This window comes from Amycolatopsis albidoflavus, assembly GCF_039525725.1.
Classification (GTDB): domain Bacteria; phylum Actinomycetota; class Actinomycetes; order Mycobacteriales; family Pseudonocardiaceae; genus Amycolatopsis; species Amycolatopsis albidoflava.
Window position 1 is genome coordinate 26,345 of sequence record NZ_BAAAHV010000006.1, and the last position, 14,918, is coordinate 41,262.

Consider the following 14,918-nt stretch of genomic DNA (forward strand, 5'->3'; position numbering starts at 1 on the left):
TGACCGGGTTGGCTGAGGATCCCGGTCAGCTTCGCGATGCCGTGCAAGCCGAGTTGGCGCGTCAGATGGCAGCCGCGCCAGGGTCGGCGGCGGGTCGTGGTGGCGCAGTTGGCGGAGGGTTCGCTCGCGGAGGCGATCGCGCGGTCGATTCACTGTGGGATTCGTGAGGCGGCCGGTTGAGTTGATCGGGTTGGCTGAGGATCCTGGTCAGCTTCGCGATGCTGTGCAAGCCGAGTTGGCGCGCCAGATGGTGGCTGCCGCGCCGCGCCGGGGGTGGCGGGAGTCGCGGCGGCGGGTCGTGGTGGCGCAGCTGGCGGAAGGCACGCTCGCGGAGGCGATCGCGAGCTCGATTCACCGCGGCATCCGCGAGGTCGCCGGCTGATCGGTGACGGCTCGGTGACGCGCTCCCGGCACGCTTTGGGGCAAGGCGTTCCGCCGTTCGCTGGGGAGGACTACGACGATGACCACCTTTCCGCAGAGCCTGAATCCCGTCCGGGGCGGGTTCGTGCTGGTGGATCCGGACAGCGGGCGGGCGTCGAAGACGATTCCGTTCCAGTACAACCCGGACACGCTCACCCGGACCCTGCAGGTGCAGGGCCTCGGCGGGGAGCCGGGCGACCGGCTGGAAGCGTTGCGGCTCAAGGGGCCTTCGCACGAGACGTACCGGTTCGACGCCGAGTTCGACGCCACCGCGGCGCCCGAGAAGTTTCCCGACGGATTGTTCCCCGTCCTGTGTGCGCTAGAGAAAAGCCTTTCGCCGACCTACGCCCAGCTGCAGAACGAAGACCAGCTAGCCGGCCAAGGGCAGCTGGAAATCGTGCCGGTCGAGGCACCGCTGACCGTCCTGGTGCTCGGGCCTAAACGCGTGCTGCCGGTGCGGATCACCGACTTCAGCGTCGCCGAGGAAGCCTTCGACGCCGCGCTGAATCCGATCCGGGCCAAGGTCAGCATCACCGTCCGGGTGCTCACTGTGGACGATCTCGGCTACCCGCGTCCCGGCGATCCGGGAGCGCGCGCCAAGGGCGGAACGCTGTACCTGACGTATCTCCAGCAGAAAGAACAATTCGCCGACGGGGTCGACAACCCGGTGACCGACGTCGGCGTGCCGACCGTCTAGGAGGTGCTTGATGTTCTCCGCGACCAGTCGTTACTACAGTCTGCCCACCGCGGTCCGCGACCTTCCGGACGGTCGTTCGGTCCGCTTCGTCCAGCGGCGGTTGCTGCCCCAGCCTGAGCAGCTCGCGCAGATCGGCGAGCGCGTGGTCAAACCCCGCGACCGGCTCGATCGCATCGCCGGCGAGGTGTTCGGCGACGCCGAGCAGTACTGGCGGATCGCCGACGCGAACCGGGCGATGGATCCGGACGCGCTGACCGCGGAGCCGGGCCGCCGGCTGCGGATCACGCTGCCGCCCGGGATTCCGGCGGGAGGGACCGGTGGGTAAGAGCTTTCAGCTGCAGTTGATGATCGGCCGCGTCCTCGCCGCACCGGTGCCGCATGAGCTGATCGACGCGTTGCAGTCCGTGCAGGTCACCTCGTCCGCGGGCGAGCGCAGCGGGTTCCAGCTGACCTTCGCGGTGAGCCGGAAGTCAGTGCTCACCCGGACGTTGCTGCCGTCCGGGCTGCTTGATCCGCCCGCGCGGGTCGTGCTGTCGGCGATCGTCGGCGGTTCGGTGGACGTGCTGATGGACGGCGTGATCACCCGGCACGAGATGAGCCCGGGCGCGGGGCCCGGCGAGTCGCGGCTCACCCTGACCGGCGAGGACCTCACCGCGCTGATGGACCTGCGGTATGAGGAAGAGATCTTTCTCGAGATGCCGCTGCACGTGCGGGTGCTGAAGATCCTCGCGAAGTACGCGATGTACGGAATCGTGCCCGCTCCGGTACCGGCGCGGCTGTGGGAACCGGAGCCGCCGCTGTCGAGAATCGACGGCCAGTCCGACACCGATCTCGGCTATCTCCGGGAACTGGCGCGGCAGGCGGGGTACGCGTTCTACCTGACCCCGGGGCCGATGCCGGGTGCGAGCATCGGGTACTGGGGCCCGGAAATCCGGGCCGGGGTCGTGCAGCCCGCGCTCACCGTCGATTCCGGGACCGCGACCAATGTGGAATCCCTGTCGTTCAGTTTCGACGGGATGTCCGGGAAGCAGTACACGATCCGGATCACCGAGCCGCACACCAAGATCGGGTTTTCCATTCCGGTGCCGGACCTCGCGTTGCTGCGCCCGCCGCTGGCCGCTCGTCCCGCGGTCGCCCTGCAGGAGCGGCCGTTGCCGGACCTGGACGGCCGGTCCACGACGGACATCTTGTTGCGCGGCCTCAGCAAAACCGCGAAGGCGGCCGACGCGGTGACCGGACAGGGAAAGCTCGACGTGCTCCGGTACGGCCACGTGCTCAAGGCACGCGCGCTGGTCGGGGTGCGCGGCGCGGGGCTCGCGTACGACGGCCTCTACTACGTCAACCGGGTCACCCACGAGATCAAACGCGGCGAGTACAAGCAGAGTTTCGGACTGACCAGGGACGGTTTCGTCCCCTTCTCCCAGCAGGTGAGCGCATGACCGAAGAAACGCGGTTCGACGGCACCTACGAGGGCGTGGTGGTGTCCAATGTGGACCCGCTGCGGCTCGACCGGCTGCTGGTGCGGGTCCGCGAAGTGCTGGGCGACAACGCCATCTGGGCGCGGGCGAGCACCGCGACGCCGGGCATGAACGTGGTGCCGCTGGTCGGTTCCGGGGTGTGGGTCGAGTTCCAGAGCGGAGACATCGGCCGCGCGATCTGGACCGGGTTCCGGCGCGACGTGGCCGAGGAAGGACCGCCGATCGCGTCGAGCATCCTGCCCGGGGTGCCGCAGGTCGTCATCGGGACGCCGCTGACCCCGTTGGGCGTTCCGCCGCAGAACTACCTGCTGATCACTCAGCAACCCGGTCCGACCGGCGGCATCCAGCTGCAGATCCTGGGGCCGTCCGGGCCGTACATCAAGCTCAACGAGACCGGGATCGAACTGTCCTGCGGTCCCGGTCTCGCCTCGATCCGGCTCGCCGGGACCTCGGTCATCGTCAACAACGGCACTTTCGTCGTTCCGAACTAGGGGGTGGCGGCATGCCGGGTTTCCTGCTCCACAGCGGAATGACGATGACCTGCCCGCACGGCGGCGCGGTGACCGCGATCCCGGCCGGGCCGCCCGCGGCGCTGGTGAACGGAATGCCGGTGCTCACCACGAAAGACCAGCTGATCGTCGCCGGGTGCACGCTGACTCCGCCGTGCGCGACGGTGCAGTGGACGAACATTTCGTCCCTGCTGGCGGGTGGAACGCCGATGCTCACGCAACTTCCTCCGGCCGGACAGGGCGGCGGCACGTGCCTCGGCTCTCTTTCGCCCGGTCCGCCGATTGTGCTTGTCATGCAACAGTCCGTCACGGGGAGGTGACCACTGTGGACATTGACTTCCCGTTCCACTTCGACCAGCGCGGCCGGGTCGCGGAAACCGGCTACGCGAACCACGTGCTCGACCTGATCGAGCAACTGCTCTTCACCACGCCGGGGGAGCGCGTGATGCGCCCGGACTTCGGCTGCGGACTGCTGGACCTCGTGTTCGAGCCGAACAGCCCGGAGCTGGCGGCGGCGGTGCAGGCGTCGGCGGAAGGCGCGTTGCACCGCTGGCTGGGTGACCTGATCACCGTGCAGCACCTGGAGGTCACCGCGGAGGAGAGCACTTTGCGGATCGAGATCGGGTACATCCTCCTCGCGACCGGCGAACGGCGCGAGGACGTCATCACCGGGAGGGCGGCATGATCGGCTGTGCGGACGAGCGCCGCCGGGCGGACGTGCGCGTCGCGGGCGGCAACGGGATCGACTCGGTGGGCGTGAGCGACGACGGTCGTTCGCTCACGGTGGGGTTCTTCGGCAAGGCACCGGAAGAGTTGGTGCCGGCCAATTTCCGGATCGACGGCGGACGGCGCGTGACCGGGATCGCGGTCGTCGCGGTCGAACTGTGGGCGAGCGACGATCCCGACCTCGCCGACGCGGTACGGCTGACGGTCGACCGGGCCGGAGATCTGTCGACCTACCGGTTGTCCATTGTGGAATGCGGACCGATCGGCAAACCGGGAACGAGGCCGTATCCGGGCTTTGATCCGCGGTACGCCCAGGTGGACTTCACGTTCGGCAGCTGCGGCGACGTCGACTGCGCGCCGGTCGCGGAAAGCGCGCCACCGGCGGAAGCAACGGCCGAGATCGATTACCTCAGCAAGGATTACGCCAGTTTCCGGCAATTGCTGCTGGACCGGTTGAAGCTGACGATGCCGTCCTGGACCGAACGGCACGTCCCGGACATCGGCATCATGCTCACCGAACTGCTCGCCTACGAGGGCGACCGGCTGAGCTACCAGCAAGACGCCGTGGCGACCGAGGCGTATCTGGATACCGCGCGGCTGCGGGTTTCCGTGCGTCGGCACGCCCGGCTGGTCGACTACCCGATGCACGACGGATGTTCCGCGCGGGCTTGGGTGTGCATCGAAGCGGACGAGGAGGTCCCGCTCCCGAAGGGGACTTTCCGGTTCAGCACGCTGCCCGGCGTCTCCCTGAAGGAAAGCGATCTTCGCGGTGCGCCGGAGATCTTCGAGCCGGTCCACGACGAGGAGGTTCGGCTCCTTCCCGCGCGCAACCGGATCAGCCTGTGGACGTGGGGCGACCACGACTGCTGCCTGCCGGCCGGGGCGACCTCGGCGACCCTGGTGGACAGTGACCGGGCGTTGGGTCTCGCAGCAGGGGACGTGGTGCTCTTCGAGGAACTGATGGGCGTGCCGTCCGGTCTTCCGGCCGACGCTGATCACACGCACCGACAGGCTGTCCGGCTGACGTCGGTGAGCGAGACCGAAGACGAGCTGTATCGGCAAAAGCTGCTGGAAGTGACCTGGGGTCGCGAAGACGCGCTCACTTTCCCGCTGTGCGTCAACTCTCGCGGCGGCCCGGAGTGCCTTGACCTTGAGGTCGGGGTCGCTCGCGGCAACGTGGTGCTGGTCGAGCACGGCTGGCGAGTCGACCCGGAGTGCCACCCCGTTCCCGACCCCGCACCGGACGAGCCGCAGTGTCCGCGCGACTGTGGCTGCGGTTGCGGCGGTGAGACCGAACCCGAACCTGCTTACCCGCCGTTGCCGGTGGTTGTTCAGCCGCAGCTGCGACACCAGCCGATCACGCAAAGCGTGCCGTTCCCGGATCCCGCCGACATCGCGGCCGCGCAGGCGCGCTGGCTGGTGGGGCTGCCCGGCCGGATCCGCGCGAGGCTGATCAAGCTGTGGCGGAGCGAACTGTCCGAAGAGGACATCAAGTTCGTCACCGTGCTTTTCGGGGCCAAGCTCGTCAAGAAGCTGCACCTCCGCGAGCATCCGCGACGCGCGCTGCGGTACCTGCTGGCGTGTTTCGACGACCTGCTGGAAACCAAACTGGAGCGGGTGAAAGACCTCATCCGGCAGGCTCGCGCGGGATACGTGCTCACGGCGAAGAACGAGGGCTGGGAGATCGGTCAGAGCTGGGGTGCGGACGAGGGCGCGAAGCTCGACGAGCACCGTGAGGCGTTTCGCGGTCCGGCAAGTCTTGCCACGCAACCGGATCCGCGCGCGGCGCTGCCCGCGGTAACCGTCACTGACCGAAACCATGATGTTTGGCTGCCCCAGCGGGATCTGCTCGACAGCGGGCCAGTCGACCGGCACTTCGTCGGCGAGCTCACTGATACCGGCGCGACCGTGCTGCGATTCGGCGATGGACGCAACGGCGCGAAGTTCCCCTTGAGTGGCGAGCTGACTGCGTCGCTGCGTGTAGGGACCGGTCTGGCGGGGAACGTCGGCCGCGAAGCCATCAGCAGCATCATCTTCGACCGCGCCGACGTGCCCGGCATCCGAAGCGTGCGGAATCCGTTGCCTGCCAAGGGTGGAGTGGATCCCGAGCCGGTGTCCGAGGTCCGGCTGCGTGCTCCGCAGGAGGTCCGCCGTCGGCTGCTGCGCGCCATCACGGCGGACGACTACGCGACGCTGGCCGGTGCCTCGCCGAGCGTGCAGCGCGCCGCGGGCGACCTGCGGTGGACGGGCAGCTGGTACGAGGCGCAGGTCGCGATCGACCCGCTCGGCACGGAGGTCGCGCCGAGCTGGCTGCTCGACGAAATCCGCGCCGGGCTGTACCGCTACCGCCGGATCGGCCACGACCTTTCGGTGTTCACCGCGACCCTCGTGCCGCTCGACCTCACGGTGCACGTCGAAGTGCTGCCGGACCACATCGCCGGACACGTGCGGTCGGCCCTGCGGCGGGCGCTCGGCGCGTTCTTCCAGCCGGATCGCCTCACCTTCGGCACTCCGATCCGGGTCGGCCAGATCGTCGCGACCGTGGCCGCGGTACCCGGGGTCCGGCACGCCGAGGTGACCCGGCTGGAGCGGCTGTTCGGACCGCCCGGCACCGCACTCGCCACCGGCGTCCTCCCGATCGGGCCGCTCGAGGTGGCGCAACTGGACGACGACCCGAGCCGGCCCGAGAACGGGCAGCTCACCCTCGACCTGGCAGGCGGACGATGAACTGCTGCGCGCGAACCAGCCTGACAACTCCGGCGACGACCTACCAGCGCCCCGGCCTGCCCGCGCTGTCCCGGCGGATCGGCACCTACGCGCGGTTCCGCCAGTCGATGCTGGCCAGGCTGGCGAGCCGCGCGGCGCTGGCCCCGCTCACCACGCGCGACCCGGACGACCCGGCGATCGCACTGCTGGACTGCTGGGCCGTCGTCGGCGACGTGCTGACCTTCTACCAGGAGCGGATCGCGAACGAGGGCTACCTGCGGACCGCCACCGAACCCGAATCGCTCAACCACCTCGGCACTCTCGTCGGCTACACGCCGCGGCCCGCGCTGGCGGCGACCACCTTTCTCGCGTACACGCTGGATCCCGGCGCGCGGACGGTGATTCCGGCTGGCACCGCTGCGAAGAGCGTGCCCGCGCAGAACCAGCTGCCGCAGACGTTCGAGACCACGGCGGAGCTCCAGGCGCGCGAGGAGTGGAACGCGCTCCAGGTCGCCACTGCCGACCCGGTGGACGTCACCGCCGACACCGCCCCGGCCACCGAACAGATCGGGATCCAAGGCACCACCGCGGCGCTCAAGCCGGGGGACCGGTTGCTGCTGCTGTTCGGCAAGTTCCCGCCGGTGATCCGCGTGGTCGCCGAAGCGGCGACGGACTTCCAAGCCAACCGGACGACCGCGAAGCTGGTCATCTCAGGCCTCGACGACCTGAACCGGGCTATCGCCCACCTCCGCAAGGTGATCGGCACCGCGGTGGAGCGAAAGCCCGCGCCGTCGGACTGGATCGACTGCACGGTAACCGTGTTGAACAACACCGAGACCTATCTGCGCGGCCTCGGTACCTCGGCCACGGTGACCTATGTCCTCGCTCGCACGGCCCACCAGGTGAGCACCGAACTGGCGGAGCAGGCCGCGCTCGCCAGGGCGCACGCGAGCTGCGCTGTCCAGGACTGGTTTCGCGATTCCGTCGGGCCGGTTTCGGACGCGACGGACGTGCTGCTGAAGCTCTGTACCGCGGCGATGCGCGAAAGCGATCCGGAGCTGCGCTACCTGAACAACTTCGCCAAGGAACTGTTCTGCTCGTCGCCGGGATACCGCTTCGAAGGCAGCGGCGACGGCTGCGGTTGCGGTTGCGGCTACGGCACCGATTGCGACCGGGCGGCGGCGCTGATCGGGCTCACCCCGGTGCTGCCGTGGCTGCGGCGCGAGCCGTCCCGGCCGCCGCGCAAGGCGGTCGACCTTCCGTCCACAGTGGACCAGTTGTTCCACGCCGGTTCCGACGTGCACCCGAAGCTGCTCATCGAGGCCGACCCCCGACTGGGACCGAACCTGCACCACGCGTGGGCGAACGAGCAGATCGCGCCGCCGCCGGCGTTGTCCGGCCTGCAGGTGCTGCGGACCAGGGCGGTCGCGATCGCGCGCCCGGCCGGTGCGGAGGCGGACCCGGCGGGCACCACGAAGGTGTGGCTGGACGCGGTGTACGACGGCATCGCCGGCGGCAGCTGGGTCGTGCTCGAATCGCCGGACGGCAAGCGGTCCGCCGCGCAGGTGACGTTGGTGGAGCTGGCCAGCGTCGACGTCACCGTTCCGGGAAAGACCGACCCGGTCGGGAAGAAGCAGGTCACCAAGATCACCGTGAACCAGGTCGTTTCGCCGGTTCCCGGGGCGGGCACGGTCGTCTGGGCGCGCGGCGAAACGCTCACCGCGGTCGGCGACCCGATCACCAAGGACGTCGAAGGCGCCGAGATCGAACTGTCGCGGGTCTACGACGGGCTGCGGCCGGGCCGGTGGCTGGTGGTGTCCGGCGAACGCACCGACGTGCCGCACACCAGCGGGATCCAGGCCGCCGAGGTGACGATGGTCGCCGGGATCCGGCAGCGGGTCGAGCCGACGCGCAACGGCAGCCGGGTCCGCACGTTCCTGTCGCTGGCCACGGAGTTGTCCTACCGGTACCGCCGGGACACCGTGACCCTCTACGGCAATGTCGTGGAGGCGGACCAGGGCGAGACCCGCACCGAGGTGCTCGGCAGCGGCGATCCGGGCGTCGCGAATCAGGTTTTCCAGCTGCGCCAGGCCAATGCGGACAATCCGCTCACGTTCCGGCCGTCCGCCAACGCTTCCGGCGCGGAGAGCACGCTCGCCGCTCGCGTGGCCGGTGTCCGCTGGCACGAAACCGAGGGGCTGGTGTGGTCCGGGCCGACAGGCCATGACTACGAGGTCTCGGTCGGCGCGGGCGGCACCCGCTCGCTTCGGTTCGGCGACGGTGTCCACGGCGCGCGCCTTCCCGCAGGCGTGGAGAACGTGACGGCGGTTTACCGGATCGGCGCGGGCCACGACGGGAACGTCGCGGCCGGGCAGATCAGCCAGGCCACTGGCCGGCCGCCGGGCGTGCGCGCGGTGACCAACCCGCTGGCGTCCGGCGGGGGAGCGGACGGCGACGGACCGGCGGACGCCCGGGCGTCGATCCCGCTGCGGATGCTCGCGCTCGACCGGCTGGTGTCGATCCGCGACTACGAGGACTTCACGCGTGCGCGGGCCGGGATCGGGAAAGCCAAGGCAGTCAAGCTGTCTGACGGCGGACGGCGGGTCGTGCACGTGACGGTCGCGGCGACCGGGGACGCGCGGATCGACTCGTCCTCCGGCTCGGTGGTCGCGCTAGAAGCGGCGCTGGCCGGCTTCGGCGATCGCGGCGTCGGAGTGCGGGTCGCGGTGCGGGAACGGGTGCTGCTCGTGCTGCGCGCCGGGGTCAAGGTGCTGCCGGACTACTCGTGGGAGCTGGTGGAGCCCGCGGTGCGCGCCGCGTTGCTGGACAAGTTTTCCTTTGCTCGCCGGGAGCTCGGCGAGCCCGCGTTCCTCAGCGAGGTGTTCGCCGCGATCCAGGCCGTGCCGGGCGTCGACTACGCCGCGATCACTGTCTTCGACGGCATCGCCGGCGACGTCACGCCGGTCGAACTGGCCACGGTCGCGGACCGGCTCACCGAGGCGAAGCCGTGCGTCGGGGCGTCCGGGGCGCGGTTCGAGGAGGTTTTCGACGAGGTGGGCTACGTGGACTCGTTCGGCAAGGACACCTTGACGACGATCGCGCTCCGGCACGGGCTGACTGTCGACGAGCTGGTCCGGTTGAACCCGGGGCTGGAGTCGACGGAGCTTGAGTGGGGACAGAAGTTGACTGTGTACCGAGGAATCCGGCCCGCGCGGCTCGCTGTGCTCCCGGCGGGGGTGCCGGAAGCGCTGATGTTGGTGAGGATCCCATGACTCGCAATCCGGATCGGCTTTACGACCTGATGCCGTCGGTCTACCGGCGGCGCGACGAGGAAAACGCGGGGCCGCTCAAGGCGTTGCTCGGCGTGATCACCGAGCAGGCCGACCTGATCGGCGCCGACCTGGACGCGCAGTACGCGGACTGGTTCATCGAGACCTGTCAGGACTGGGTCGCGCCGTACCTCGGCGATCTCGTCGGGTACCAGATCCTGCCGGGTGCCGACGAGACGCTCGCGACGGGATCGGCGGCGGCCCGGCGGCTGTTGTCCGCTCTCGCGCCTCGTCGCGATGTCGCGCACACCGTCGGCAATCGGCGACGCAAAGGCACCTTGGCGTTGCTGGAACAACTCGCCGCGGACGTCGCGGAATGGCCCGCGCGGGCGGTCGAATTCCGGCAGCTGCTGGCGGTCTCGCAAGCGATCCGGCTGCACGGCCGAGACCCGCGTGCGGACCGGCGACGGCTGACTAGGGGACAGCTGACCGACCTTCACGGCGCCGACGCGCTCGACCGGCTCGACGGGCCGTTCGACGAGCTCGCGCATTCGATCGACGTCCGCCGGATCACCTCGCACCGGGGGACCGGCCGGTTCGGCATCCCGGAGATCGGCCTGTATGTATGGCGGCTGAAACCGTACTCGATCACGCGCGGGCCCGCGTATTGCGAGGACCGGGCGCGGACCCGGTTCACGTTCAGCATTCTCGGCAACGACACTCCGCTGATCGTCTCTCCGGTCCGGGAGCCGTCGCCGACCCACATCGCCGACGAGACGAACGTTCCGGTTTTCATTCGGCGGCAGGCGTTTTCCGAGCGACCGGCGGTCTACTATGGACCGGAGAAGAGCCTGTGCGTCTACCTCAGCGACGGGAACCCGATCCCGCTGGACGACATCATTCCGGCGGATCTCTCCGGCTGGCGTTACCGGCCCGCGCACGGGAAGGTCGCGCTCGACCCGGTGCTCGGCCGGATCGCCTTCCCCGCCCGGCAGGCGCCGGAATCCGGGGTGTGGGTCGACTACCACTACGGGTTCTCCGCCGACATCGGCGCCGGTGAATATCCGCGAGCGCCGGAAACGGCGAAGCACGTCTATCGCGTCGGTCCCGGGCACCACGAACTCGTCATGGAAGCCGTCGAGGAGTGGCAGCGGGACAAGGAAACCGACAAGACGGCGCGCAAGGCGGTCATCGAATTCACCGACAGCGGGGCGTACCAGGAGCAAATCAAGCTGGTGGTCGACCGCGGTGATTTCCTGACCCTGCGGGCGGCGAACGGAAAGCGTCCGGTGCTGCGCCTGCTCGACTGGAACAGCAACCGTCCGGACGCGCTGCGGATCATCGGCACCGACCGCGGCGCGAAAGACGATCCGCTGCCCAAGGTCGTCTTCGACGGGCTGCTGATCACTGGGCGCAGCGTCCAGGTGCACGGTCCGGTCGGGCAGTTCGCTTTGCGGCACTGCACTTTGGTGCCCGGATGGTCGCTCGACGCGCAGTGCTGTCCGGAACACGAGGAAGAGGCGAGCGTCGAACTCACTGACACGCCAGCGTGCCTGTGTGTGGAACGCAGCATCCTCGGCACGATCCTCGTCACCGCCGACGAAGTACACCGCGAACCCAACCAGATCCGGCTCATCGACAGCATTCTCGACGCCACCGGACCCGGCCTCGCCGCGCTGTGCGGCCCGGACGACGGCTGCGCGCACGCGGTGGTCGACTTCCGCCGGTGCACGGTGTTCGGCTCGGTTTTCGCACATGCCGCCGGATTGCTCGAGAACTCCATTATGGACGGTCGGGTGCGGATCGCCCGTCGCCAAGACGGCTGCGTGCGGTTCTGCTGGCTGCCGAAGAGTTCGCGCACCCCGCCCCGATTCCATTGCGAACCGGAGCATTCCGGCGATCCGGTCCGCGTCGTCCCCCAGTTCACCTCGACTCGCTACGGCACCCCGGGTTACGCGCAGCTAGCGCGGTCCGGGCCGGAAGAAATCAGCCGCGGCGCGGAGGACGGTTCGGAAATGGGGGCCTTCCACGACCTGTTCCACCCGCAACGCGAGGACAGTCTCCGGCTGCGGCTCGCCGAGTACACCCCAGCCGGCACGGACGCCGGCATCCTGTTCGCCACTTAGGAGACCGCCATGCAAGCCGACTTCTCGCGCCGCACCTTCGACTCGCTGAAGCACTTCTCCGCGGTGCTGGCGCAGCAGGGCCGGGTCCAGCTCGACGCGGACGCGAACGAGCAGGCCGCGATCCTGCTGTACCAGCTGCGGACCACGGTGGCCGACCTGCTCGGCCAGTCCGCCGCGCCCGCCGGGTCGCACGGCTTCCGGATCGACCCGCACCAGGAGAACTCGAAAATCACCGACCTGGACCTTTCGGCGGGCCGGCTGTACGTCGACGGGCTGCTGGTCGAGAACGACCAGGCCACGAGCTACTGGACTCAGCCCGAGGGCTACCTCGACCAGGAGAAGGACGAACTCCCCGAGACCGGGCCGTTCGTGGTGTACCTGCGGGTGTGGGAACGGCTGATCACCGCGTTGCAGGACCCGGCGATCCGCGAGATCGCGCTCGGCGACCCCGGCCCGGACACCGCGGCGCGGGCCAAGGTCGTCTGGCAGGTGGCCTGGTGCGCGGGACAGACCGTCGACGATTTCGAGACCTTCCGGAAATCGCTGAACCCGGAACCCGGTCTGCTTGCCGCGCAAGCGAAACACCCGGGCGACACCGACGCCTGCCATCTGCCGCCGGAGGCGCGGTTCCGCGGCCAGGAGAACCAGCTGTACCGCGTCGAGGTGCACACCGGCGGTCGCGGGTGGACGGATTCCGTGCCCACCAAGGGTTTCCGCCGGACACTCCACGGCGCGACGTTCAAATGGTCGCGGGAGAACGCGTCGGTGGTGTTCCCGATCGTCTCGGTGTCCGGTGCGACGGTGACGCTCGGTACGCTGGGCCGGGACAGCAAACTGGACCTGGACGTCGGCGACTGGGTTGAGCTGCTCGACGACGCGGCCGCCACCCGCGTCGCGGATGACGTCCCCGCTGACGACCGGCCCGAATCCGCGCCCGCGCTGCGGAAGGTCATCGCGGTCGACCCGGCGGACCGGCTGGTCACCCTCGACGACGAACTCGACGAACGCTGCGGTCCCGGTTCCGACCCGGACCTGCACCCGTTCCTGCGCCGCTGGGACCACCTCGCCCCGGACGACAGCGAGGACGGCGCGGTGCCGCTGGTCGAGAACACCTGGATCGACCTGGAGGACGGCGTCCAGGTCCGGTTCGAGGCCCCGCCGAGGTCGTCGGCGGAGGTCGCGGCCGGGCAGCCGGGCACGTACCGGCGCGGCGACTACTGGCAGATCCCGGCCCGCACGGTGACCGGGGACGTCGAATGGCCCCGCGACGACGACGGCCCGCGTCCGGTGCCGCCGCACGGGGTCGAATACCGCTACGCCGTGCTGGGAGTGCTCGACGGGAACGGCAAGGTGACTCATCCGCCGGACACCTTCGAGCCGCTCTTCCGGACGGGAGCGAATCCCGTCACGCCTCCCGCGGAGACCCCGAAGAAGGCGACCGTGATCGACGCACCGCCGCCGGCCGCGCATCCGACTGATTCGGTGGTGTTCGAGGCGGAGAAATCAGCCGGTGCGTCCACCGGTGCGAAAGCCGTGTCCCCGGCGCCGAGCCCGACTCATGCCACGGGCACCGCGGGCGCGGGCGGCAACGGTTCGGCCGCATCCGTCGTCCCGGCGCGCGACGTCGCCACCGAACCGGATCTCCCGGACGCAACTGTCACTTCGCCGAGCACTGCAGTCACCGCACCGACCACCACCGAGCCGACCGCCACCGAGCCGTCCGAACCCCCGACCACACCCGCCACCGAGCCGGAGAAACCAGCCATGACGCAACCGACCACGCAACTCGGCGACCACTTCACCTCCTGGCTGCGCACCGTCGTCCCCGGCCTGTGGTCGGCGCTCGTCGCGTGGCTGGTCTCGCTCGGCCTGCCCGCTTCGGTGACCGACGCGGTGTCCGGGCTCGGCAACCAGGTGATCGTCCCGGTCGTGCTGGCCATCGTGTACGCGTTGCTGCGGCAGCTCGAACCGCAGATGCCGCCGTGGCTCACGCGGATCCTGCTCGGCTCCAACCGGCCGCCGAGCTACGCCGAAACCGGGTCGGACCACCATGCGCTGGGCTGACTATTCCGAGGGCACGCCAAGCCCGGGGGCGCTCAAGGGCGCCGGTTTCGACGGCGTGATCCGCTACGCCGGGCTGGGCCGCGGCACGAAGCGACTCACCGGCCCCGAATACCGGACTCTCGTCGGCGGCGGGATCACCGTCGCGCTGGTCGTCGAACTGGGCACCGACGACGCGTGGGGAAGCGGCAACGACGACGACTTCGCCCGCGGAGTCGCGTTCGGACGGGCGGGACTCGCCGACGCGCGCGGCATGGGCGTCCCGGACACAGCGCTGATGGCCTGCGCCGCCGACGCGCACGCGGCGGCTTACCAACTCGACGACGTCGTGCGGTTCGCGAGCGGGTTCGCCAGCGTGGTCGGCCGGAACCGGGCCGGGTTCTACGGGTTTTCCGAGACGCTGCGCGCGGTGCACGACGCCGGGGTCGTGTCCTGGTACTGGCGTTGCGGTTCGCAGCCGACGGCCGCCGAGCGGACCTGGACGCATCTGTGGCAGCGCAACGACGGCAAGGTCAAGGTCGACCGGATCACGTGCGACATCAACGAGCAATACATCCCGCTTTCCGGTGGCGGCACCGGACCCGCCCCCGGCAATGACGAGGAGACTCTGATGCTGATTCCCGCAGCCCCGAACGGCGACCACTTCTACATCCCGCTCGCGGGCCGGCCGCCGTATCTGTACCTGTTCGCCGGTTACGGCGACACCATCGAGATCAAGCAGATGGACTTCGTCCGCGCGACCAAGGAAGGCACCCAGGGCGACTTCGTGCCCGGCGCGGAGATCCGGAACTTCACGTTCCTGTCCGACCGGCCGGGCCCGCTGGACCTGCGCAGCGTGGCCGCGGCCGGCGCCATCGGGATCTCGATCTGGTACCAAGCCAAGCACTCCTTCACCGCGTACGTCGGCTGACGCTTCGGCCGGTGCC

12 protein-coding genes are annotated in these 14,918 nt (G+C 69.6%); all 12 read left to right on the plus strand.

Annotation, left to right across the window (positions count from 1 at the left end; translation table 11 throughout):
* Positions 1 to 163: 163 nt before the first annotated feature.
* The 12 genes from ABD156_RS08415 to ABD156_RS08470 all read left to right on the plus strand — a co-directional run bounded on the left by ABD156_RS08415 (position 164) and on the right by ABD156_RS08470 (position 14,902).
* The gene (locus tag ABD156_RS08415) at positions 164 to 382 is read left to right on the plus strand and encodes a hypothetical protein (RefSeq protein WP_344268672.1); all 219 of its coding nucleotides are present in this window, start codon (positions 164 to 166) and stop codon (positions 380 to 382) included.
* 78 nt (positions 383 to 460) lie between these two features.
* Positions 461 to 1,117 (plus strand): hypothetical protein, encoded by a 657-nt coding sequence (locus tag ABD156_RS08420; protein WP_344268675.1) that lies wholly within the window; start codon positions 461 to 463, stop codon positions 1,115 to 1,117.
* Between the two features lie 10 nt (positions 1,118 to 1,127).
* Entirely contained in the window at positions 1,128 to 1,442 is a 315-nt protein-coding gene (locus tag ABD156_RS08425) for a LysM peptidoglycan-binding domain-containing protein (protein WP_344268678.1), read from the plus strand.
* Complete coding sequence (locus ABD156_RS08430) at positions 1,435 to 2,556, plus strand: hypothetical protein (protein WP_344268681.1); 1,122 nt, start codon at positions 1,435 to 1,437, stop codon at positions 2,554 to 2,556. The genes ABD156_RS08425 and ABD156_RS08430 overlap by 8 nt, the downstream gene beginning before the upstream one ends.
* Positions 2,553 to 3,086, plus strand: a complete 534-nt coding sequence (locus tag ABD156_RS08435) for a phage baseplate assembly protein V (protein WP_344268684.1) — start codon at positions 2,553 to 2,555, stop codon at positions 3,084 to 3,086. Before ABD156_RS08430 ends, ABD156_RS08435 begins: the two co-directional genes overlap by 4 nt.
* Positions 3,087 to 3,097: 11 nt before the next feature.
* Complete coding sequence (locus tag ABD156_RS08440) at positions 3,098 to 3,424, plus strand: hypothetical protein (RefSeq protein ID WP_344268687.1); 327 nt, start codon at positions 3,098 to 3,100, stop codon at positions 3,422 to 3,424.
* 5 nt (positions 3,425 to 3,429) lie between these two features.
* Positions 3,430 to 3,789: a GPW/gp25 family protein gene (locus ABD156_RS08445; protein WP_344268690.1), complete on the plus strand. Its 360-nt coding sequence runs from the start codon at positions 3,430 to 3,432 to the stop codon at positions 3,787 to 3,789.
* Positions 3,786 to 6,557 (plus strand): putative baseplate assembly protein, encoded by a 2,772-nt coding sequence (locus ABD156_RS08450; protein ID WP_344268693.1) that lies wholly within the window; start codon positions 3,786 to 3,788, stop codon positions 6,555 to 6,557. Before ABD156_RS08445 ends, ABD156_RS08450 begins: the two co-directional genes overlap by 4 nt.
* Positions 6,554 to 9,808, plus strand: coding sequence for a putative baseplate assembly protein (locus ABD156_RS08455; protein WP_344268696.1), 3,255 nt, complete (start codon positions 6,554 to 6,556; stop codon positions 9,806 to 9,808). The genes ABD156_RS08450 and ABD156_RS08455 overlap by 4 nt, the downstream gene beginning before the upstream one ends.
* Entirely contained in the window at positions 9,805 to 11,931 is a 2,127-nt protein-coding gene (locus tag ABD156_RS08460; protein ID WP_344268699.1) for a hypothetical protein, read from the plus strand. Before ABD156_RS08455 ends, ABD156_RS08460 begins: the two co-directional genes overlap by 4 nt.
* Positions 11,932 to 11,940: 9 nt before the next feature.
* Positions 11,941 to 13,995 (plus strand): DUF6519 domain-containing protein, encoded by a 2,055-nt coding sequence (locus ABD156_RS08465; protein ID WP_344268702.1) that lies wholly within the window; start codon positions 11,941 to 11,943, stop codon positions 13,993 to 13,995.
* The gene (locus ABD156_RS08470) at positions 13,982 to 14,902 is read left to right on the plus strand and encodes a glycoside hydrolase domain-containing protein (protein WP_344268705.1); all 921 of its coding nucleotides are present in this window, start codon (positions 13,982 to 13,984) and stop codon (positions 14,900 to 14,902) included. The genes ABD156_RS08465 and ABD156_RS08470 overlap by 14 nt, the downstream gene beginning before the upstream one ends.
* The last annotated feature ends 16 nt before the right edge of the window (positions 14,903 to 14,918 follow it).